We start from the raw sequence: 19,299 nt of genomic DNA, 5'->3' as shown, positions 1-19,299 counted from the left end.
TTCACATGGGGCAGCTTGGTTTCTTCAAAGAAGCCGTAGACCCAGAACGAGTTCATATCCACCACGGCCATCTTGGCTTCGCCGATGCGTGCGTAGTCGCCGCGATGCACGTTGAGGTTGGTGACGTAGCCATCCACGGCCGCCACGACCTGAGTGCGTTTCAAATTGAGTTCGGCGGCTTCCAGCTGTGCCAGCGCGTGTTGGTAATCGGCCAGGGCCGAGTCGGCGATGTTGCTGGCGTCGTCGCGGCTCTCTCTGGAGATCACCAGGGCGTCGAGGTCGGCACGGCGATGGGCGTTGACCTTGCGCATTTCCCAGGTGGCTTTGCGCGAAGCCACCAGCGACTGCGCCTGCTTGACCGCGATGCGGTAGTGCTCGGGGTCGATCTGCATCAGCAGGTCGCCCTTTTTCACCAACTGGTTGTCGCGCACCGGCACGTCGACCACTTCGCCGGTGACGTCGGCGGCTACATTGATGATGTCCGCCCGCACACGGCCATCGCGGGTCCAGGGGGTTTGCATGTAGTGCACCCACAATGTGCGGCCGATCCAGATCGCCAAGGCCAATACCAGCAAGGTGGCGAGCAGGCTGAAAACTTTTTCATCGGGTCATTCTCAACGGTAGACGGTCAGCGCCAGGGCGCCGAACAGGCAAACGAACAGGCTCAGGCGCAGCAACGCCGGGTGCCAGAAAAAACGGTACAGGTCCAAGCCGGCCAGGAAGCGGTCCAGCGCCCAGGCAAGCCCCGCCGCGATCAGGAACATCAGGGTCATGGTCGGCATATAGATGCCGTGGAATGCAATTTCACGAGGCATTCGGGGTTCCTTTGAGGGCCGCCAGCGGGGACTGCGGGTCGAGCAGCGAGGTGCGGATAAAGTGCAGGTAGCTTTTCACCCGGCGCAGGGCCGAGGTGTCGAAGTGCGGGGCGAAGGGCTCGTCGGTGGCCTGCACGCGGCTGATCGCATGGTCGACGGCGATGAGGCCACGCTCCAGGTTGCTCGCGCTGGGTTGCAGGAACAGCCGCACCAACGAGCGGCCCATCACGCGGATCGCCTGGCGCCACGGCTGGGATTCGGCGTACGCCGGGTGTACCGGCAGGATCGCCTGTTCCTTGCGCAACTCGATGATCGCGTGGCCGACTTCCAGCACCACGAACATCCAGCGCAGCAAATCGCGCTGCACCTGCGGCTGGCCGACGGCGAGGCCGTAGGCCTGGTGCAACAGGTCACGGGTGCGGCTTTCAAAACTCGACGCCAAGCCCTTGAGTTTGCCGCTGATGGCGTACACCACTTGTTCGCGCAGGTCCTGCTCCAGGCGGCGCCACAGCCAGCGGCTATTGGGCGGCAGGATGATCGCGCCAGCGGCTGCGCACACCAGCATGCCGAGGATCATGGCGATGTAGTCGTTGATAAAGGTGTAGGGGTTGTAGACCGTGAGGTTGTCCGGCACCGAGCCGGTGCTGAAGAAGATCAACAGGCCGACACCAACACCTGCGTACTGCGGGCGTGACGCTAGAAAAGCACCGAAGATGATCACCGGCGCGAGCATCACGCACAGCAGCGGGAAGCCGTCGATCCAGGGGAATATAAAGAACATTTCGACAAAGCCCACCAACGCCCCGATCAACGTGCCGCAGGCCATCTGGAACGCCATGCGTTTCGGGTTGGGCGTGGCGGCGGACAAGCCGACGGTGGCGGCCGCGATCAGGGTCATGGTGGCGCCGCTGGGCCAGGCGGTTGCCACCCAATAACTGCCCAGCACAATCAGGATGAATGACGCACGAATCCCCGACGCGGCGCAGGCCAGCCAGTTGGTTTTCGGCGTGTAGGCTTCGTCCCAGTCTTCCCGTGCGTGGCTGTGATCGGCCAGGGAGGCGTGGGTTTGCGCATAGTTGTGCACGTCGTCGACGAAGCGGTAAAGCAGTTCGTAGGCGGTATGGAAATCCAGTTGTTCGGCTTCAGTGGGGTCGGCTTCCTGGAAGACCGTGCGCAGGCTGCGCACCTTGGCCGGCAGGCTGTCTTTATAAATGCTCAGTTGATTGACCAGCCGTGCCGCGTCGGGGCTGGTGAGGGCGCGACCGGAGAACCCATCGAGTACTTCGGCAAGGTCTTGCAGGCCGGGCTTGATCGCCGCCGCCACATGATCCGCAGCATCGGTGCGCAGCCGTTCCAGCAACTGGTGCAAGGCGTTGAAGCGCGTGGTGATGCTCATGAATTCGCTGTTGAGGCGACTGAGCCGACCGTTGCGTCGGCGCATGTGCGGGTCTTCAAACACGGTGACGCTGCGCAGCCCTTCCAGGCCAACGGCTTCGGCGATGAAGCGCACATTACTGGCCTCAAAGCCCTCACGCTGGCTGCGCCCTCGCAGGCCATCGGTGACGAACAGCGCGAACACGCCAAAGCGCTGATACAAGGCATTGCGCATGGCGGCGCTGGAGGTCTGCGGCAAAATCGCGGCGCTGACCAGGGTGGAGCAGATAATCCCCAGGGAAATTTCCAGCACCCGCCATACCGCCGCCATAAAAGCGCCGTCCGGATGGGCCAGCGCCGGCAAGCCGACCATCGCCGCCGTGTAGCCGGCCAGCACAAAACCATAGGCGCGAAAGTTGCGGTTGCGCGTCGCCCCGGCGGTGCAGATGCCGACCCAGATCGCCAGGGCGCCGAGAAACAGTTCGGTGTTTTGCGCAAACAGGGCGATCAGCAACACCATGACCGCCGAGCCCGTCAGGGTGCCGAGGAAGCGGTAAAAGCTCTTGGCGAACACCTGGCCGCTCTGCGGCTGCATCACGATAAATACCGTGATCATTGCGGTGCGCGGTTGCGGCAGTTCCAGGCGCATGGCCAGCCACAGGGTGAGAAACGCCGCAATCAACACCTTGAAGATATACACCCAGGTCACGCCGTCGCTGCGTGCCCAGTCAAAAAAGCCACGGCGCCACTCAAGGGAATGCAGCCAGCGCAGCGGTGCAGGCAAGGGAGTCATCACAACCTACTCAGTGATCGAATACGGCAAGGGCCGCCGGGGTTTTGCTCGGGAGGGTCCTGGCGTTTTGCGGTGCGTCCTTGCCGGCTTCAAGGCCGCCGCCCAAGGCGGTCACCAGTTCCGCATGGGCGCTCAGGCGCGCCGCCTGGACTTGCTGCTCGATCTGTTGCTGGCGCAACAGCAGCGTCTGGGCGTTGAGTACATTGAGGTAGTCGGTAAGGCCGCGCTGGTAGGCGATCATCGCGATGTCATAGGTTTTCTGCGCCGAGGCCACCGATTGCGCGGCGAAGCCTTGTTGCTTGTCCAGGGATCCGCGGCGGATCAGCTGGTCGCTGATGCCCTTGAGCGCAGTGACCAGCGTCTGGTTGTAGCGCGCCACGGCGATGTCGTAACCGGCGCTGGCCTCGCCCAGCTCGGCACGCAAGCGGCCGCCGTCGAAGATCGGCAAGGTGATCGCCGGGCCGACGTTGTAGTTGAATTTCTTGCCCGCCAGAAACGCCAGCATGCCGCCACCGGTGGCCATGTAGCCGAGGCTGCCGACCAGATCGACGTTGGGATAGAAACCGGCGTGGGCCACATCAACACCCCGCGCCTGGGCCGCCACTTGCCAGCGGCTGGCAACCACATCCGGGCGCTGGCCGAGCAATTGCGCGGGCAACGCGGATGGCAGTTTCAGCGGCGCGGCGAGGGACAGGCTTGGGCGTTGCAACTGCGCGCCCTCCCCCGGGCCTTTACCGGCCAATGCGGCAAGCTGGTTGCGGCTCAAGGCGATTTCCTCGTCGAGGGCGTCCAGTTGACGATGGGTTTCGGGCAGCGGGGTTTCGGCCTGGCTCACATCGAATTGAGTGCCGATGCCGGCGTTCAAGCGTTTGTTGGCCAGGTCAAGAATCTGCTCTTGCTGGGCCAACGTGGCGGCGGCGATATCGCGGTTGGCGTAATGCAACGACAGCTGGATATAGGCGCGCACCACGTTGTTCTGCAGTTCAAGTTGGGCCTGGCGTGCTTCGGCGGCGCTCATGTGGGCCAGGTCGACGGCGCGCTCGGTGGCATTGCTTTCGCGGCCCCACAGGTCGAGGGCATAGCTCAGGCCCAAGGACGTATTGTTGTCCCAGGTGTTGGCACCGCTCAATTCGCCGGGGCCGTAGAACTGATCCTTGGGCCAGTTGTGGCGCTTGAGGGCAGTGTCGCTGTTGATCTGCAGCGACTCAGCCGACTCGGCAACCCCGGCCATGGCCCGCGCTTCACGCACCCGTGCGGCGGCCATGGCCATGCTCGGGCTGCTTTGCGTGGCGAGTTCGACCCAGTGGTCGAGCTGGGGGTCGCCGTAGGCTTGCCACCATTGTGCGGTGGGCCAGTGGGCGTCCTGGGCGGCGCTTTGGATCGCTTCATCGGTGGCCAGGGTATTGGCGCTCAAGGCGTGGCCTTGGGGGGCGATTCCTCCGGTTCCGATGCAGCCGCTGATTGCTAACGATAAGGCCCAAACACTGAGAGTCTTAAGCTCTCTGCTGATGCGACGCGGCACGGCGAGCGAATTCCTGAGGTGGTAACGCGGGAAGGTGGCGCAATTCTAGGCGGCGGGAGGAATGGCGATAAGCGGGCATTCCTGTGAATCTTTGTTACCGTTCAGGCGATAATCCCAGCGGCTGCGAGCACTGTTCGGACATTTAAGCGACGGCCTCACCACTCGCCCTACATCACGCGGCACCGAGGGGTATCACACTAGGGAGCATTACCGCCCTGGAGCACACGATGCTGACAGTCCCCGGCACATTGAACCCGCACGGTCGGGCACACACGCCAGCGCAAGACACCGTCGACGCGTTGCGCAGGCAGTTGCACATAGCGCCCAAACCTCTACGCCCCGACATGCTGCCTCTGCAACGGGATGTACGCTGGATCGCCGACACGGTGCTGGAAAAGCTCGTACCGCTTGCGGGCTATCATCGCGATCAATCAGCCATAGAAGCGCTGCACTACAGGCTGACCCACAGCGCACCAAGGTTAGAGGTGTCGACGCAGGAGCTTGCAGGTTTCTACGCGTTTTTCAAAAAAGCCGAGCGCCTGCTTGACCGGCATCGCAGCCCTGAAAATCCACAGATCGAGGCCGACCATACGCTGTGTCGTGCCCTTAAATGGCAATTCCGTGCGGCGGCCGGTGAGGAGCGACACCAGCGCCTGACCCAGCGGTTGCTGCCTTCTCTTGCCTACATTCGCGCCGGGGGCGAGCGCATCAACCACCGTCATATTGGCTACAACGTGGCGCTGGATCCGGCGCGACAACTCCAGGCCGGACCGCAACTGGCAGCTGACTCCCGCCTGCACATCACTGACGATCAGCACCTCAAGAGCACGCGGGTGATTGCCCTGCAGGGCACGTTCAAATCAACGCTGGCGACCATGACTAAAGCTCAGACCCACCAGCAAATCGCTCTTGGGCATGTTTCGTCCCGCACGTACGCGAACCTGGAGCACTACGCCGACGCCCGCAGCCATTCTGTCCGTACCTCCTTGAGCGAAAGCATCGGTCACACGGCCCGGCACCTGAGCAGCATCGTGAGTGACCATTACAATCTGCCAAGGGACAGGACTTACTCCGCCCTGAGCCAACCGTATCTCAGGCAAGCGCTGGCCAGTGCCGGCCTGCCAGACGTTGAACTGCCCTGCCTGCAAAACACACCGGCACCGGTCATGACCGAAACAGGCATCGCATTCAGTGCTCGCAGTAAAGTGGCAGCTGATTTTTTCAGCTTCCTGAAGCTGAACAGCGCCCTGTCGCTGACATTACACCGCACCCACCAACACAAAACCTTGGATATTCTCGGCCTGCACGAAACAGCGCCGGCAATGGCCTTGCAACAACTGGCGGCGCTGACGCACCACGGCGACACCCCGGCAAGGCTGCTGGACGACATGAAAAACCACGTTACGTCCAACAGCCACCAATTCACCCAACAGGCCAGCACCTGCGCGCTGGCATCCGGGCTGAATGCCAGCCTGCATGCGCGCAACAGACAAGCGCGAGACTTGATGGAACGCTATGTGCGGCTTCAGACACACCCGCGCATCGATCCCGATGTGGACAAGCACCTACGCGAAGTCATACATCAGAACCGGGCGCTGCTTCGGCCCGAGGCGTTGAAAGTGTACAAGCTGACAGCCCAGGCCCAGATACTTGGTGGCTACGTATCTGCCACGGCCTCGTCGCAGGCCGAGGGCGGCAAAGGGGTGACAATCGCATACAGTCATCGCAAGCTGGACGACCCGCACCTGAGTGGCGATTACCTGGAGATCGACATCGCTGCGCTCAAGTCCATGAACGTTGTGAAAGGAGTCCTGCGAAACGTCTTGGCGGCCCTGGGAAACCAGCGTTCGACTGGGAAGACCTTATCCGCTCGATCACCGAATCACTGCTCATGCCCAATAAGCCGTCGTCCACCCATATAGTGGTCAAGATCAAGCATGGAGAGCCAGTGGTGCTGCTCACCCGCTATACGGTGAACAAATCCCGCGACCTGGCGCTTCCAGAGAGGCTTGAGCACTTAAGCGGCGTTGAAGCGCAGTCCTTGCGCACACGCCAGACCTTAGTCCGGGAACAATTGGGCAGCGAGTCGCTGGATCACCTGCTGCCAATCGCCCGTCGCTACCTGGGCGCCCCTGGGCAACTATCGGGTTGGGATGATTACGTACAGCGGCATGCCAATGACCTGCATGGGTTACTCGACACCATCGCCCGACAGGCACACGGTACGGTGTTGGGTGCAGAACTGGATGCGCTCAAGCGCATCAGCCCGGCACTGACCCAGGCGGTCGAAACCCTGACGCAACATGCACAGACCGCCTTGCAAGCACCTACCGCCGAAAACCGCAGCCAGGCGCGGGAGGCATTCGATCATCTGCTGGTGGAATACCTGCCGCACTATGAGGCGAACGTCAGTAAGGCCTGGACCTTGTCTTGAGCCATGGACGCTTATACCCAGGGAGAGCAGTGCCCAGCGGATACACACCTGCGCGCAACTTCATGTCACAATTTGCCATCTCCCCTGAGAACACTCCATGGACACTTTGCAAAACATGCGCGCCTTCAGTTGCGTGGCCGAAGCGGGTAGCTTCACCGCCGCCGCCGCGCAACTGGACACCACCACAGCCAACGTCTCGCGCGCGGTCTCCAATCTGGAGGCCCATCTGCAAACCCGCCTGCTCAACCGCACCACCCGGCGCATTGCCCTCACCGAAGCCGGCAAACGCTACCTGCTGCGCTGCGAGCAGATCCTGGCCTATGTCGAAGAAGCCGAGGCCGAAGCCAGCGACGCCCACGCACGCCCCGCCGGGCAATTGAAAGTGCACACCATGACCGGGATTGGCCAGCATTTCGTCATCGACGCGATTGCCCGCTACCGCCGTACCCACCCGGACGTAACCTTCGACCTGACCCTGGCCAACCGCGTGCCGGACCTGCTCGACGAAGGCTACGACGTGTCCATCGTACTGGCCAGCGAGCTGCCCGACTCAGGGTTTGTGTCCCAACGCCTGGGCATCACCTACAGCATCGCCTGCGCCTCGCCGGATTACGTCAAGGCCAAGGGCTGTGCCCATCGTCCCCATGATCTGCTCAACCACGCCTGCCTGCGCCTGGTCAGCCCGGTGATTCAGTTGGACAAGTGGACCTTCAACGGCCCGGAAGGCCAGGAAAGCGTGGCGATCAACACCTCGCCCTTCCTGGTCAACTCGGCCGACGCGATGAAAACCGCGATCACCAGCGGCATGGGCATCGGCCTGCTGCCGGTGTATGCGGCCATCGAAGGCTTGCGCAATGGCACGCTGGTGCGGGTGATGCCCAACTACCGCTCCCAGGAATTGAACCTGTACGCCATCTACCCATCGCGCCAGTACCTGGATGCGAAGATCAAGACCTGGGTGGAATACCTGCGTGGCTCGTTGCCGGAGATTCTGGCGGCGCATCAGGCGGAGTTGGTGGCGTATGAGTTGAGTGGCAGCCTCAGCGGTGCGCGGTTGACGAACTGACTTCTACCAGGCGAATTTCACTGCCCGCTTTAGATCTGCGGTGTCCTGACAATTGCAGGCAAGAATGTTAGCGTGCTTGGCATTCTTCCGTAGTCGATGAGCCCGCCTGCAATGAAAAAGACTGTCCTCGCCTTCAGCCGCGTCACCCCGCCAATGATCGAACGCCTGCAACAGGATTTCGAGGTGATCGCGCCCAATCCCAAGCTGGGTGACATCAATGCGCAATTCAACGAAGCCCTGCCCCACGCCCACGGCCTGATTGGCGTGGGTCGCAAGCTGGGGCGTGCGCAGCTCGAAGGCGCGAGCAAGCTGGAGGTGGTGTCCAGCGTGTCGGTGGGCTACGACAACTACGACGTGCCGTACTTCAACGAGCGCGGGATCATGCTGACCAACACCCCCGACGTGCTCACCGAAAGCACCGCCGACCTGGCCTTCGCCCTGCTGATGAGCAGCGCACGCCGGGTGGCCGAACTGGACGCCTGGACCAAGGCCGGCCAGTGGAAAGCCAGCGTCGGCGCACCGTTGTTTGGCTGCGATGTGCACGGCAAGACCCTGGGCATCGTCGGCATGGGCAATATCGGCGCGGCCGTGGCCCGTCGCGGGCGCCTGGGCTTCAACATGCCGATCCTATATAGCGGCAACAGCCGCAAGCTTGAACTTGAGCAAACGCTGGGTGCACAGTTGCGCAGCCTGGACCAGTTGCTGGCCGAGGCGGATTTCGTCTGCCTGGTGGTGCCGCTCAGCGACAAGACCCGTCACCTGATCAGCACCCGCGAGCTGGGCTTGATGAAGTCCAGCGCGATCCTGATCAACATCTCCCGTGGCCCGGTGGTGGACGAACCCGCGCTGATCCAGGCCCTGCAGAACCAGACTATCCGTGGCGCCGGCCTGGATGTGTACGAGCAAGAGCCACTGGCGCAATCCCCGTTGTTCCAGTTGAGCAATGCGGTGACTCTGCCGCACATCGGCTCGGCGACCAACGAGACCCGCGAAGCCATGGCCAACCGAGCCTTGGACAACCTGCGCAGCGCCCTGCTGGGCCAGCGCCCGCAGGATCTGGTGAACCCACAGGTGTGGAAGGGCTAAGACAGCAGGCACGAACGGTGGCGAGGGAGCTTGCTCCCGCTGGGCTGCGCAGCGGCCCCAAAAGCTTGGGAGCGCTGCGCACGCCAGCGCGAGCAACAACCAGCAAGGCGCCTACAGTTTTCTGTGTTCACGTCGATAACCTTCCATAGAAGATCGTCATCCCTGATCCACAGAAGGTTTTTATGTCCACCACCAAAGCCCGCGCAGACTCACTCTCGCTTCTGCTCTTTACCTTGCGCAGCGGCAAGCTGATGGCCATCAACCTGCTGAAAGTCAGCGAAATCATTCCTTGCCCGCCGCTGACCAAGCTGCCGGAGTCCCACCCCAACGTCAAAGGCATCGCCACCCTGCGCGGTGCTTCTTTGTCGGTGATCGACCTGAGCCGCGCCTTGGGTGAACGCCCTCTGGAAGATCCGGACGGCGGCTGCCTGATCGTCACCGACGTGAGCCGCTCCAAACAGGGCCTGCATGTGCAGGCCGTGAGCAAGATCGTGCACTGCCTGACGACTGACATCCGCCCGCCGCCCTACGGCTCCGGCGGCAACCGTGCGTTCATCACTGGGGTGACTCAGGTGGAAGGCGGCCTGGTGCAGGTGCTGGATATCGAAAAAGTCATCCACGGCATCGCGCCGGCACCGATTGAAGCGGCGCCGACAGACCTGACCATGGAAGAAGCCGAAGTGCTCGGCAATGCGCGAATCCTGGTGGTGGATGACAGCCAGGTCGCCCTGCAGCAGTCAGTGCATACCCTGCGCAACCTCGGCCTGACTTGCCACACTGCGCGCAGTGCCAAGGAAGCTATCGATGTGCTGCTGGAGCTGCAAGGCACCGCCGCGCAGATCAACGTGGTGGTCTCGGATATCGAGATGTCCGAAATGGACGGTTACGCCCTCACCCGCACACTGCGTGAAACGCCGGACTTCCAGCACCTGTACGTATTGCTGCACACGTCACTGGACAGCGCGATGAACAGCGAAAAAGCGCGCCTGGCCGGTGCCAATGCGGTACTGACCAAGTTCTCTTCCCCTGAGCTGACCAAATGCCTGGTGGTAGCCGCCCAAACCGTGGCGCAACAGGGTCTGTAATCGATGGCGGCGTATTACCAACTGCTGCGCCGCGACCTCACCGCCGGCCTGCCCGCGCCACAATGGCCGGCAGGGACCGTGCTGGACCACTACCGTGCCGATCTGGCGCCGGCGATTCACGCCGTACTGAGCATGACCCAGGATCAGGGCGGCGGCCGTGTCGCCGGCCTGGATGAATGGCAGCAACAGTTCGTCACTGATGCCGAATTCGACCCCTCGCTGTGCCTGGTCGCCAGCAACGCCGACGGTATTCTCGGCGTGGCCCAGTGCTGGACCAGCGCCTTTATCAAGAACCTCTCCATACACCCGTGCGCCCAAGGCCAGGGGCTGGGCCGCGCCTTGTTGCTGCACACCTTCCAGGTGTTCAAGCAACGCGGCGAACCCTATGTGGACCTTAAGGTGTTGGAGAGCAACCTGCGCGCCCGGCATCTGTATGAAAGCGCGGGCATGGTGTTTGTACTGCGCGATGTAGTCGCAGAGGACTGACAGGCGCTGGCGCATAACTTGCTTCCAGACAGCCGTAACGGTGCAAAGAGGTTAAAAACCCGTCACCGTGATTGCGTGCCCTCTGACCTAGCCTGGTAACAGATCCGCCATGAACACTCATTTTTCCTGCGTTGGTTGCGGTAAATGCTGCACCGACCATCACGTCCCCCTGACCCTTGCCGAGGCCCGTATGTGGGCGGCGGACGGCGGTAACGTCATTGTTCTGGTAGAGGGATTCCTTGGTAACGGACTGGGCCTGCCCCCACTGCAACGCGAGCACGCCGAGCGCCGTTCGGTGGTGGTGCCCAGCGGCAACACCGAAGCGTTTGTGGCCATTACCTTTGCCGCCTATAACGCCGGGCGCTGCCGGAATCTTGACGAAGACAACCTGTGCCGCATCTACGAGCGTCGCCCATTGGTGTGCCGCATCTACCCGATGGAGATCAACCCGCATATCCCGCTCAACCCTGCCGCCAAGGATTGCCCGCCGGAATCATGGGAACAGGGCCCCGCGCTGATCGTCGGCGGCGAACTGGTGGACCCGGAACTCGCGATACTGATCCAGCGTTCGCGCCAGGCCGACCGTGACGATGTGCAGACCAAGGAAGCGGTGTGCGCCTTGCTGGGCATTCGCACCACGGCGCTCAAGGGTGATGGGTTTACCGCATACTTGCCGGACATGGGCGCATTTGCCCAGGCGATTGAGTTGGCGGCTGATCAGCCGCCCGTGGCCAATGAGTGGGTGTTTCATGTGTCCGGGCTGGACATCGCCGAGCAGATACTGGACGCAGGGGCGCAGATTGCCACGCAGGTGCCGGCCAACTATGCGTTTATTTCGTTGCGGGCGGCGTAAGCCTTGTAGGCCATCATGACGCAGCGGGAGCGACGTCCAGGCGATAGGGTTGAATGATCCGCTGGTACTCGCCACTCTGCTTCAACTGTTCAAGGGCGCAGTTAAGCTCCTTGCGCAATGCGGTGTCGGGCTTACGCACCGCAATCGCCACACCATCGCCCAGCAGCGCCGCCGAAATGGGTGGGCCGAGAAAATCAAAATCCCGGCCTTCGTCGGTGTCGAGCAAGGCTTCACGGATTTCTACGGTGCCTTGCAAGGTTGCATCGATTTCACCGGCCACCAGACTGCGCACCAGATCTTCATTGAGCCAGAAGCTCTTGATGACGACGCCCTTGCGCGCCCACTTCGTCCGGGCAAAGGCTTCACGGTTGCTCCCCAGCAAGACGCCGATCCGCTTGCCCTTGAGCGACTTTGCGTGGGGCAGCAGGCCGGATGTGCTGCGGCCCACCAGGCGTGTGGTAAAGGGGTAGAGGTGATCGGTGAAGCTGACCCAACGCCGCCGCTCCAGCGTAGGTGCCATCCCCATGATCGCGTCGAATTTTCTGGCTTCGAGGGCGGGAAAGTCTTCGGCAAGCACCTGATCGACCCAGACGCAACGTGCATTCAACTGCACGCACAAGGCATTCCCCAGTTCGATGTTCAAGCCTACCAACTGCCCTTGCGGGTTGCGGCTCTGGAAGGGTGGGAATTGCGCGGCAACCCCAAAACGGATTTCTCGACGCGGTTGATCAGCGGCCGCGAGCGCATCAGCCGAAAGCAACAGGGCAAACATTACACAGATGTGTATCAGGGCCACGGGAAACGTCCTTTTCCGGAAAGACCAGCGTCGCCCTGCTCCCCTTAAATCACGGGGAAGGAGCAAAGGCTGTGCAAGCTTTCAAGAAAGGGCCGTAGACCTACAATCAGAAATATCAGCGGAGGTTGTAGGCAAGAGTCGACACGGCGTGCAACGGGTTAATCTCAGCGTTTACCCATCGAACGACGAGTACCCGGTGGTGCCATGCCCGGTGACTTGGTGTGGCCATTCTTGGCACCGTTTTTGTACCAAGGCTGGGCGGCATTCTTGGCCCCGGCCAGCTCACCCGGCTTGAACGGAAACTTGAACGCCGGGATCTCGGCTTTTTCAACGCTTTCAGCGCTGGCCGGATCGACGATGTCGGTCGCTTCAACAGAGGGTTGTGTCGGGGAAGTCATAAGGGCTCCGGCGCAGATAGGCGTGTAAAGGCGCGAGTATACGGGGCCGGAGGTGCAAGCGGTAAGCTTCAAGCGGCAAGCTAAAAGCCTTAGCTGTCACGGCTGTCAGTTTGCCGTCACGATCCTGACCGGTTACCACCGCTATAAAGCTGCTATCCAAACTTCAACTTGCAGCTTGCAGCTTGACACTTGCAACTGCGCCAACGGCGTCTTTCCATGCAGATTCAACGAAAAACCGCCCTGATTGTGGGTGTCCTCGTGGTCGTGGCGATTGCGGCCTGGGCGCTGACCCGGCCGGCCAAGGCCAAGCTGGCAGTGCCGACCGCGATCCCGGTACGGGTGGTGAGCGTGGCGCAACAGGATATCCCGCGATTTGTCAGCGGCATTGGCACGGTGTTATCGCTGCACAGCGTGGTGATTCGCCCGCAAGTCGACGGCATTCTCACCCAATTGCTGGTCAAGGAAGGCCAACGGGTCAAGGCCGGCGACCTGCTGGCGACCATCGATGACCGCTCGATCCGCGCCAGCCTCGACCAGGCCAAGGCGCAACTGGGCGAGAGCCAGGCGCAATTGCAGGTGGCCCTGGTCAACCTCAAGCGCTACAAGGAACTGAGCATCGACGACGGTGTGTCCAAGCAGACCTACGATCAGCAACAAGCCTTGGTCAACCAACTCAAAGCCACCGCCCAAGGCAACCAGGCCGCCATCGATTCAGCACAGGTACAACTTTCCTACACCCAGATTCGCTCTCCCGTCAGTGGCCGCGTCGGTATTCGTAATGTGGATGCAGGCAATTTCCTGCGCACCAGCGATACGCAGGGCTTGTTCTCCGTGACCCAGATCGACCCGATTGCCGTTGAGTTCGCGCTGCCGCAACAGATGCTGCCGACCCTGCAAGGCTTGATCGCTGCAACCACCCCGGCCAGCGTCGACGCCTACCTGGGCGCCGACACCGACGGCGAGACCGGTGACCTGCTCGGTGAAGGCCATTTGAGCCTGATCGACAACCAGATCAGCTCCACCACCGGCACCCTGCGCGCGAAGGCCGAGTTCAACAACGCCTCCCAGCGCCTGTGGCCGGGGCAATTGGTGACCATCAAGATCCAGGTCGCCCTCGACAAAAACGCCCTGGTGGTGCCGCCGACCGTGGTGCAACGCGGCCTGGACTCGCACTTCGTGTACCGGGTCAACGGAGACAAGGTTGAGGTGGTACCGGTGCAGGTCACCTACCAAAACAGCGACGTGAACATCATCAAGGGTGTGCAGGCCGGTGATGTGCTGGTCAGCGATGGCCAGTCGCGACTCAAGGCCGGTGCCCAGGTGGAAGTGCTCAAGGAGCCGCCGCAGGTGATCCAGACCGTCGATGCCAAGGTGCAGCCATGACCGGCAGCCGTTCGCCGTCAGCCTGGTGCGTCGACCACCCGGTCGCCACTCTGCTGCTGACCTTCGCCCTGGTGCTGCTCGGGATGATTGCCTTCCCACGCCTGGCCATCGCCCCACTGCCGGAGGCGGAATTTCCGACGATCCAGGTCACCGCACAATTGCCCGGCGCCAGCCCGGACACCATGGCCTCATCGGTGGCCACGCCGCTGGAAGTGCAATTCAGCGCCATCCCCGGCATGACCCAGATGACCTCCAGCAGTGCCTTGGGCTCAAGCCTGCTGACCCTGCAATTCACCCTCGACAAGAGCATCGACACCGCCGCCCAGGAAGTGCAGGCCGCGATCAACACCGCGTCCGGCAAGCTGCCCAGTGATATGCCGAGCCTGCCGACCTGGAAGAAGGTCAACCCGGCGGACAGCCCGGTGCTGATCCTCAGCGTCAGCTCCGCCAGCATGCCCAGCACCGAGCTGAGCGACTACGTGGAAACCCTGCTGGCGCGGCAGATCAGCCAGATCGACGGCGTAGGCCAGATCAACATCACCGGTCAACAACGCCCGGCGATCCGCGTGCAGGCCTCGCCCGACAAACTCGCCGCCATCGGCCTGACCTTGGCCGATGTGCGCCTGGCGATCCAGCAATCGAGCCTCAACCTGGCCAAGGGCGCGATCTACGGGGAGAACAGCGTGTCGACTTTGTCGACCAACGACCAGTTGTTCCACCCGGAGGATTACGCCCAACTGATCGTTTCCTACAAGGACGTGCACCGGTTCAACTGCGCGATATCGCCAAAGTCATCAACGGTTCGGAAAACGCCTACGTGCAGGCGTGGTCCGGGGATACGCCCGGCGTGAACCTGGTGATCTCGCGCCAGCCCGGCGCGAACATTGTCGAGACCGTGGACCGTATCCAGGCCGAACTGCCGCGCCTGCAAGGCATGCTGCCGGCGTCGGTGCAGGTCAGCGTGCTGACCGACCGCACCAAGACCATCCGCGCCTCGCTGCATGAAGTGGAAGTGACGCTGCTGATCGCGATCCTGCTGGTGGTAGCAGTGATGGCGCTGTTCCTGCGCCAACTGTCGGCGACGCTGATCGTGTCCAGCGTGCTTGGTGTGTCTCTGGTCGCCAGTTTTGCGCTGATGTACCTGATGGGGTTCAGCCTGAACAACCTGACCCTGGTAGCGATTGTGATCAGCGTGGGCTTTGTGGTGGACGATGCCATAGTGGTGGTGGAGAACATCCACCGCCATCTGGAAGCGGGCCTCGACAAACGCGCAGCGGCGATCAAGGGCGCGGGCGAGATTGGCTTTACGGTGGTGTCCATCAGCTTCTCGCTGGTGGCGGCGTTTATCCCGCTGCTGTTCATGGGCGGCGTGGTCGGGCGGCTGTTCAAGGAGTTCGCGCTGACGGCAACGTCGACCATCCTGATTTCAGTGGTGGTGTCCTTGACCCTCGCGCCAACCTTGGCCGCGCTGTTCATGCGCGCCCCGACCCATCCTGCCCACGACAAACCCGGTTTCAGCGAACGCCTGCTCGCCGGCTACGCGCGCAACCTGCGCCGCGCCCTGGCCCATCAACGCACCATGGCGGCGATCTTTTTGGTGACCCTGGCCCTGGCGGTTGTCGGTTACGTGTTTATTCCCAAGGGGTTCTTTCCGGTGCAGGACACCGGCTTTGTGCTCGGCACCAGCGAAGCCGCGGCCGATGTGTCGTACCCGGACATGGTCGCCAAGCACAAAGCCCTGGCCGAGATCGTCAAGGATGACCCGGCGGTACAGGCGTTTTCCCATTCGGTGGGCGTGACGGGCAGCAACCAGACCATCGCCAACGGCCGCTTCTGGATTGCGCTGAAGGATCGGGGTGAGCGTGATGTCTCCGCCAGCCAATTCATCGACCGCATCCGCCCGAAACTGGCCAAGGTGCCGGGCATCGTGCTCTATCTGCGCGCCGGCCAGGACATCAACCTCAGCTCCGGCCCCAGCCGTGCCCAGTACCAATACGTGCTCAAGAGCAACGACGGCCGACGCTCAACACCTGGACCCAGCGCCTCACCGAAAAACTGCGCGCCAACCCGGCGTTTCGCGACCTGTCCAACGACCTGCAGCTGGGCGGCAGCATTACCCACATCAGCATCGACCGTCAGGCCGCCGCACGCTTTGGCCTGACCGCCACCGATGTCGACCAGGCGCTGTACGACGCTTTCGGCCAGCGCCAGATCAACGAGTTCCAGACCGAGATCAACCAGTACCAGGTGGTGCTGGAGCTGGACAGCCAGCAACGGGGCAAGGCCGAGAGCCTGAACTACTTCTACCTGCGCTCACCCCTGACCAACGAAATGGTGCCGTTGTCGGCGCTGGCCAAGGTTGACCCGCCCACTGTGGGACCGTTGTCCATCAGCCATGACGGCATGTTCCCGGCCGCTAACCTGTCGTTCAACCTGGCGCCCGGCGTGGCGTTGGGTGATGCGGTGATCATGCTCAACCAGGCCAAGAATGAAATCGGCATGCCGACCACCCTCATCGGCAATTTCCAGGGCGCGGCCCAGGCGTTCCAGAGTTCGTTGGCCAGCCAGCCGTGGTTGATCCTTGCGGCGCTGGTGGCGGTCTACATCATTCTGGGAGTGCTGTATGAGAGCTTCGTGCACCCGCTGACAATCATTTCCACCTTGCCTTCGGCCGGTTTGGGCGCGTTGATCATGCTGTGGTTGATGGGCCAGGACTTTTCGATCATGGCCCTGATCGGCCTGGTGCTGCTGATTGGCATCGTCAAGAAAAATGGCATTCTGATGATCGACTTCGCCCTGGAGGCCCAGCGCGTGCGCGGATTGCCGCCGGAAGAAGCGATCTACGAAGCCTGCGTGACGCGGTTCCGCCCGATCATCATGACCACCCTCGCCGCCCTGCTCGGCGCAGTGCCGCTGATGCTCGGCAGCGGCCCAGGTGCGGAAATGCGCCAGCCGCTGGGGATTGCCGTGGTCGGCGGCCTGCTGGTGAGCCAGGCGCTGACGCTGTTCACCACGCCGGTCATATACTTGTACCTTGAGCGATTTTTCCACCGACCCAAACCAGCTACCGAGCTGGCGACCACACATTGAGGCCAAGGCACCGCCCTGGAGCAAAAGGCTCATGCGCGTACTGATTGTTGAAGATGAAGAAAAAACCGCCGACTACCTGCACCGTGGCCTGACGGAACAAGGCTACACCGTCGACGTGGCCCGCGAAGGCGTCGAGGGTCTGCACCTGGCGCTGGAGAACGATTACGCAGTGATCGTGCTCGATGTGATGCTGCCCGGCCTCGACGGCTTTGGCGTGCTGCGTGCCTTGCGTGCACGCAAGCAGACACCGGTGATCATGCTCACCGCCCGTGAGCGCGTGGAAGACCGCATTCGCGGGCTGCGCGAAGGCGCCGACGATTACCTGGGCAAGCCGTTTTCATTCCTCGAACTGGTGGCGCGCCTGCAAGCCCTGACCCGGCGCAGCGGCGGCCATGAGCCGGTGCAGGTCACCGTCGCCGACCTGTGGATCGACCTGATCAGCCGCAAGGCCAGCCGCAATGGCGTGCGTCTGGACCTGACGGCCAAGGAGTTCTCGCTGCTCAGCGTATTGGCCCGGCGCCAGGGTGAAATCCTGTCCAAGACGGCGATTGCGGAGATGGTCTGGGACATCAATTTCGACAGCGACGCCAATGTGGTCGAGGTCGCGATCAAGCGCCTGCGCGCCAAGCTGGATGGGCCGTTCGACCACAAACTGCTGCACACCATTCGCGGCATGGGTTACGTGCTGGAGAACCGCAGTGTCGTCTAACTCCATCGCCCTGCGCCTGAGCGGCATGTTCACCTTGGTGGCGCTGCTGATCTTCGTGTTGATCGGCGGCGCGTTGTACCAGCAGGTCGACCGCAGCCTCGGATTGTTGCCGGGGGCAGAGCTGGATGCGCGCTACAGCGTGCTGGAATCTTCGGTCAACCGCTTTGGTACGCCGGACCATTGGCTGAAGATCAGGGCCAAACTCAAACTCTTGAGTGAGGAAGACAAGCGCATCCGCTTCTGGGTGGTCAGCAGTGATCCGAGCTACGAGTACGGTGAGCCGGATGCGCAGATCCGCGCCTTCGCCGAGGGCCCCAGCGGCAAGCGCGATTTGCACCTGCCCGGCCATGCTCATCCGTTCAAGGTGCTGGTGAGCCAGTTTCCCGCCAAGGACCAACGCCCGCCGTTGCGCTTCATGATTGCCATCGACACCGAGAATTTCCGCGCCACCCAGCATCACTTGCTGGTAGCACTGATCAGCCTGGCGCTGGTTGGCGTGGTACTGGCCGCGCTGTTGGGGTTCTGGGTGGCGCGCATTGGTCTCAAGCCCCTGGGCAAACTCTCGGATGAAGCGCGCAAACTGGCGCCGCCAAAACTCTCCGGACGCCTGCAACTGTCGCCATTGCCGCCGGAACTCAAGCAGTTCGTCAATTCGTTCAACTCCACCCTCGACCGCGTTGAGCAGGCCTACTCGCGCCTGGAGTCCTTCAATGCCGATGTGGCCCATGAACTGCGTTCGCCGCTGACCAACCTGATTGGGCAGACCCAAGTGGCGCTGACCCGAGGGCGTTCGGCCGAGCATTATCTGGAAGTGCTGGAGTCGAACCTGGAGGAGCTGGAACGCTTGCGTTCGATCATCAACGACATGCTCTTCCTCGCCAGCGCCGACCAGGGCAGCAAGGCCACCAAGCTGATCGAAAGCTCCCTGGCCGATGAAGTGGCCACCACCCTCGACTACCTGGATTTCATTCTCGAAGACGCCCAGGTGCGGGTTCAGGTGCACGGTGACGCGCGGGTACAGATCGAAAAAGCCCACCTGCGCCGGGCGCTGATCAACCTGTTGAGCAACGCGGTGCAGCACACGGCGCCGGGGCGGGTCATTGAGGTGAATATCGGCGTGCAGGAGCAGTTTGTGGCGATTGGGGTGACCAACCCGGGTGATGAGATCGCCAGCGAGCACTTGCCGCGGTTGTTCGAACGGTTCTACCGGGTGGATGCGTCGCGCAGTAACAGCGGGGCGAATCATGGGTTGGGATTGGCGATTGTTAAGGCGATTGCGCTGATGCACGGGGGGGATGTGTTTGTGCGTAGTGAGGGGGGTGGGAATACGTTTGGGATTACGCTGCCCGTTTAGGCTGAGGTTGTGTACATATCCGTTGTTTGGGTAACGGCGGGTATTGGTTCCGCCC

The 19,299-nt window shown here is 62.2% G+C and carries 16 protein-coding genes and 1 pseudogene; 11 read left to right on the top strand and 6 right to left on the bottom strand.

Translation table 11 applies throughout. The features are described from left to right. The 4 genes from IQK56_RS20180 to IQK56_RS20165 all read right to left on the bottom strand — a co-directional run. Positions 1 to 587 (bottom strand): HlyD family secretion protein (locus IQK56_RS20180; RefSeq protein ID WP_193901800.1); only part of this gene is annotated, 587 nt, incomplete at its 3' end. A 27-nt stretch (positions 588 to 614) separates the two neighbouring features. Continuing rightward, complete coding sequence (locus IQK56_RS20175; protein WP_193863333.1) at positions 615 to 815, bottom strand: DUF1656 domain-containing protein; 201 nt, start codon at positions 813 to 815, stop codon at positions 615 to 617. After that, positions 805 to 2,982: an FUSC family protein gene (locus IQK56_RS20170; RefSeq protein WP_150675030.1), complete on the bottom strand. Its 2,178-nt coding sequence runs from the start codon at positions 2,980 to 2,982 to the stop codon at positions 805 to 807. Before IQK56_RS20170 ends, IQK56_RS20175 begins: the two co-directional genes overlap by 11 nt. A gap of 10 nt (positions 2,983 to 2,992) precedes the next feature. Then, a complete protein-coding gene (locus IQK56_RS20165; protein WP_193863336.1) occupies positions 2,993 to 4,504 on the bottom strand; it encodes an efflux transporter outer membrane subunit in 1,512 nt (503 codons plus the stop codon). Between the two features lie 227 nt (positions 4,505 to 4,731). Here IQK56_RS20165 and IQK56_RS20160 point away from each other — a divergent pair, with 227 nt between their 5' ends. From IQK56_RS20160 to IQK56_RS20130, 7 genes are all read left to right on the top strand, one after another. Beyond that, on the top strand, positions 4,732 to 6,426 hold the full coding sequence (locus IQK56_RS20160) for a hypothetical protein (RefSeq protein WP_193901799.1): 1,695 nt from the start codon (positions 4,732 to 4,734) through the stop codon (positions 6,424 to 6,426). Then, on the top strand, positions 6,396 to 6,938 hold the full coding sequence (locus IQK56_RS20155; protein ID WP_193901798.1) for a hypothetical protein: 543 nt from the start codon (positions 6,396 to 6,398) through the stop codon (positions 6,936 to 6,938). Before IQK56_RS20160 ends, IQK56_RS20155 begins: the two co-directional genes overlap by 31 nt. 97 nt (positions 6,939 to 7,035) lie before the next feature. After that, on the top strand, positions 7,036 to 8,004 hold the full coding sequence (locus IQK56_RS20150; protein WP_122308409.1) for a LysR family transcriptional regulator: 969 nt from the start codon (positions 7,036 to 7,038) through the stop codon (positions 8,002 to 8,004). A 111-nt stretch (positions 8,005 to 8,115) separates the two neighbouring features. Then, positions 8,116 to 9,090, top strand: coding sequence for a 2-hydroxyacid dehydrogenase (locus IQK56_RS20145; RefSeq protein ID WP_150675033.1), 975 nt, complete (start codon positions 8,116 to 8,118; stop codon positions 9,088 to 9,090). A 182-nt stretch (positions 9,091 to 9,272) separates the two neighbouring features. Further along, positions 9,273 to 10,175 (top strand): chemotaxis protein CheV, encoded by a 903-nt coding sequence (locus tag IQK56_RS20140; RefSeq protein ID WP_122308407.1) that lies wholly within the window; start codon positions 9,273 to 9,275, stop codon positions 10,173 to 10,175. A 3-nt stretch (positions 10,176 to 10,178) separates the two neighbouring features. Then, positions 10,179 to 10,661: a GNAT family N-acetyltransferase gene (locus tag IQK56_RS20135; RefSeq protein WP_150760453.1), complete on the top strand. Its 483-nt coding sequence runs from the start codon at positions 10,179 to 10,181 to the stop codon at positions 10,659 to 10,661. Positions 10,662 to 10,770: 109 nt separating this feature from the next. Further along, positions 10,771 to 11,514 carry a YkgJ family cysteine cluster protein gene (locus IQK56_RS20130; protein ID WP_150675034.1) on the top strand — a complete coding sequence of 248 codons (744 nt, stop codon included), beginning with the start codon at positions 10,771 to 10,773 and terminating at the stop codon, positions 11,512 to 11,514. 13 nt (positions 11,515 to 11,527) lie between these two features. Here the strand turns inward: IQK56_RS20130 and IQK56_RS20125 are convergent, their stop codons facing one another. Beyond that, the gene (locus tag IQK56_RS20125) at positions 11,528 to 12,310 is read right to left on the bottom strand and encodes a transporter substrate-binding domain-containing protein (RefSeq protein ID WP_150760451.1); all 783 of its coding nucleotides are present in this window, start codon (positions 12,308 to 12,310) and stop codon (positions 11,528 to 11,530) included. Positions 12,311 to 12,474: 164 nt separating this feature from the next. Next, positions 12,475 to 12,708 (bottom strand): hypothetical protein, encoded by a 234-nt coding sequence (locus IQK56_RS20120; protein ID WP_099584924.1) that lies wholly within the window; start codon positions 12,706 to 12,708, stop codon positions 12,475 to 12,477. A 216-nt stretch (positions 12,709 to 12,924) separates the two neighbouring features. On the opposite strand from IQK56_RS20120, the gene IQK56_RS20115 reads away from it, so the two are divergent. The 4 genes and pseudogenes from IQK56_RS20115 (at position 12,925) to IQK56_RS20100 (ending at position 19,244) form a co-directional block, all read left to right on the top strand. After that, complete coding sequence (locus IQK56_RS20115; protein WP_122308403.1) at positions 12,925 to 14,091, top strand: efflux RND transporter periplasmic adaptor subunit; 1,167 nt, start codon at positions 12,925 to 12,927, stop codon at positions 14,089 to 14,091. Further along, positions 14,088 to 17,181: pseudogene (locus IQK56_RS20110) on the top strand (multidrug efflux RND transporter permease subunit). Before IQK56_RS20115 ends, IQK56_RS20110 begins: the two are co-directional and overlap by 4 nt. 31 nt (positions 17,182 to 17,212) lie before the next feature. Continuing rightward, positions 17,213 to 17,890 carry a heavy metal response regulator transcription factor gene (locus IQK56_RS20105; protein ID WP_099584921.1) on the top strand — a complete coding sequence of 226 codons (678 nt, stop codon included), beginning with the start codon at positions 17,213 to 17,215 and terminating at the stop codon, positions 17,888 to 17,890. Then, on the top strand, positions 17,880 to 19,244 hold the full coding sequence (locus IQK56_RS20100) for a heavy metal sensor histidine kinase (RefSeq protein WP_122308401.1): 1,365 nt from the start codon (positions 17,880 to 17,882) through the stop codon (positions 19,242 to 19,244). Before IQK56_RS20105 ends, IQK56_RS20100 begins: the two co-directional genes overlap by 11 nt. Positions 19,245 to 19,299: the final 55 nt, after the last annotated feature.

The organism is Pseudomonas cyclaminis, from assembly GCF_015163715.1.
Classification (GTDB): domain Bacteria; phylum Pseudomonadota; class Gammaproteobacteria; order Pseudomonadales; family Pseudomonadaceae; genus Aquipseudomonas; species Aquipseudomonas cyclaminis.
Note: the sequence above shows the minus strand (reverse complement) of the source record. Positions and strands in the feature narration are given on the sequence as shown.

Bases quoted from the DNA above. Each gene is read 5' to 3' on its own strand.
- IQK56_RS20115 (WP_122308403.1), top strand. From the start codon at position 12,925: ATGCAGATTCAACGAAAAACCGCCCTGATTGTGGGTGTCCTCGTGGTC.
- IQK56_RS20105 (WP_099584921.1), top strand. From the start codon at position 17,213: ATGCGCGTACTGATTGTTGAAGATGAAGAAAAAACCGCCGACTACCTG.
- IQK56_RS20130 (WP_150675034.1), top strand. From the start codon at position 10,771: ATGAACACTCATTTTTCCTGCGTTGGTTGCGGTAAATGCTGCACCGAC.
- IQK56_RS20150 (WP_122308409.1), top strand. From the start codon at position 7,036: ATGGACACTTTGCAAAACATGCGCGCCTTCAGTTGCGTGGCCGAAGCG.
- IQK56_RS20170 (WP_150675030.1), bottom strand. From the start codon at position 2,982: ATGACTCCCTTGCCTGCACCGCTGCGCTGGCTGCATTCCCTTGAGTGG.
- IQK56_RS20145 (WP_150675033.1), top strand. From the start codon at position 8,116: ATGAAAAAGACTGTCCTCGCCTTCAGCCGCGTCACCCCGCCAATGATC.
- IQK56_RS20155 (WP_193901798.1), top strand. From the start codon at position 6,396: ATGCCCAATAAGCCGTCGTCCACCCATATAGTGGTCAAGATCAAGCAT.
- IQK56_RS20135 (WP_150760453.1), top strand. From the start codon at position 10,179: ATGGCGGCGTATTACCAACTGCTGCGCCGCGACCTCACCGCCGGCCTG.
- IQK56_RS20160 (WP_193901799.1), top strand. From the start codon at position 4,732: ATGCTGACAGTCCCCGGCACATTGAACCCGCACGGTCGGGCACACACG.
- IQK56_RS20175 (WP_193863333.1), bottom strand. From the start codon at position 815: ATGCCTCGTGAAATTGCATTCCACGGCATCTATATGCCGACCATGACC.
- IQK56_RS20140 (WP_122308407.1), top strand. From the start codon at position 9,273: ATGTCCACCACCAAAGCCCGCGCAGACTCACTCTCGCTTCTGCTCTTT.
- IQK56_RS20120 (WP_099584924.1), bottom strand. From the start codon at position 12,708: ATGACTTCCCCGACACAACCCTCTGTTGAAGCGACCGACATCGTCGAT.